General features: G+C 64.7%; 2 protein-coding genes. Both read left to right on the plus strand.

Translation table 11 applies throughout. The features are described from left to right. Window positions 1-283 precede the first annotated feature (283 nt). Window positions 284-1,270 (plus strand): PrsW family glutamic-type intramembrane protease, encoded by a 987-nt coding sequence (locus ABD231_RS41225; RefSeq protein ID WP_344165710.1) that lies wholly within the window; start codon window positions 284-286, stop codon window positions 1,268-1,270. Then, window positions 1,267-1,800: a hypothetical protein gene (locus tag ABD231_RS41230; RefSeq protein WP_344165713.1), complete on the plus strand. Its 534-nt coding sequence runs from the start codon at window positions 1,267-1,269 to the stop codon at window positions 1,798-1,800. The genes ABD231_RS41225 and ABD231_RS41230 overlap by 4 nt, the downstream gene beginning before the upstream one ends. Window positions 1,801-1,946 lie beyond the last annotated feature (146 nt).

Consider the following 1,946-nt stretch of genomic DNA (forward strand, 5'->3'; position numbering starts at 1 on the left):
CAAAGACACGGCGACGCACCTTTGTGCGCGTGGCGCGTCTTTGTGTACGCATCAGCCATTTCTGCGCCGCTGAAGTGGTTGGTGGATACCCAAAGATGCATCTCGTGCCCAAAGACACGGCGACCCACCTTTGGGTGGGAGGCGGGAGGCGACATTGCGGTGTACGGCGGGGGCGGGGTCCGGGGGTGGGGGCAGGTGATGGCGGTGTCACGGCGGTGAGATGTCGGGGCGGGAGGTTGGGGGTGCCGGCGATTTGCGTCGGTTGGACAGGCGGGAGAGATGGATGACAGCCCTCGGCCAGAGCATCAGTAGGCCGGCTGGTAAGCGTGACTGGGCGGGACTGATCGGGGTCGCCGGCTCGGCGCTGACCTTGCTGATCACGCTGCCGAAGGTGACCGAGGCGGGTGGCTTCGGTTTGTTCGTGAACGACGTCTTGGCGCACGGGTGGACGCTGGTCCTGTTGACCTTGGCTGCCGGTACGGTCCGGACGCTCACGTTGCCGACCTTCCTCAAGACCGGATTCGCCGGCTTCTTCGCAGCGTTCGGCTTGGCGATCCTTGTCGGCAGACCGACGATGAACCGGCTGGAGCGGATGCCGCAGCTCGGTGACGTGGTCGTGATGCCGGTGGTCGAGGAGATCCTCAAGATGTTGCCGGTACTGCTCGTGGCCGGGTTCGCATTGCGCAAGAAGGATGTCCGGCTGTCGGTGGCCGACATCATGTTGCTCGGCGCTTGGTCAGGTGCCGGATTCGCGCTGCACGAGAACGCGTTGTTCGGTCGCGGTGGGATGGATCTCGGCGCCGCGCCGCCGCTGTCCTTGCTGGTTCCTAGTGCCTTGCCGATCCACACCCAGGCCGGTTCGATGCTGGCCGGAGGTCATCTGCTCTGGACAACGCTGATAGCGCTGGGATTCGGCATCACGATGCTGTACCGCAAAGGCCGCTTCACCTGGCTGGCGCTGCCAGTGACGGCAGCGGTGGCGCTTGGTGAACATGCAATCTGCAACGCGTACTCCGATGCGTCGGTCCGGACCCCGGCGAAGGTGGCGCACGTGCTGCTGCTCGGTGGCTGGGCGTCGCTCCTGCTACTCGTTGCCGGTGGCATCTACATCTACCTGGAGTGGCGGCTGATCAGTCGCAAGCGACTGCCGGCTGCGCGCATACCGCAGTGGATCCTGCCTTCGGCGGCTGAACGCGCTCGACGTGGTCAGCTGCTCGGCTTCTGGCAGGTCGGTGTGCACGCATTCAAGAAGACCGGAGCGACCGCATGAACCTGATCAGCCAACTCGGCGATCTACAGCATTGGTACGACGTCCTGAGCGCGATTCTCAACGCGGGTCGCACGGAAGGCAGCGCCGTACAGGATGTTGCCAACGGCGTCGGTGGTGTCACCGCAGCGGGCGGGCTGGCGAGTGCGATGGGATCCACGCCCAACAGCTCGACCGGCACCCCGCCAAGCGTGCCATCGGCCGAGGGGCAGATGGAGTTCAAAGACGCGCACGGATCGGAGATGGGCTACTACCCCGGTACGGCGAGCCATGGCGGATACAGCCACCCGGATGGTCACACGGGTGATGCGTACTACCCAGGCGAACCGATTCCGCCGAGCATCAACCCGAGCTGGCCGCTCTACCTGATCGGCGGACCGACTGTCGAAGGAGTCGCGGGTGTGCTGGGAATCGGCCATCTGGGCGCCCAGGCTCTCGGACTCGGCTTCGATGCGTACCACCTGGGTCACGACCTTCATGACATCGGCCACCAGCTCGGCGAGCCCGGCGGAGGGGAGCATCATGCCGAGTGATGAGCGTGTGATGGCCGTGAGACGCCCTCGAATCAGGCTGGGTGACATGACGATCTACAGAACAACGGCCGCTGCTGTACTCGCGATGATGAACCACCCCGGGTTTGATGCACACCTCCTTCGTTGGGAAGGTGGCATCTATGCCG

It is taken from the genome of Kribbella yunnanensis (assembly GCF_039529655.1).
Lineage (GTDB): Bacteria > Actinomycetota > Actinomycetes > Propionibacteriales > Kribbellaceae > Kribbella > Kribbella yunnanensis.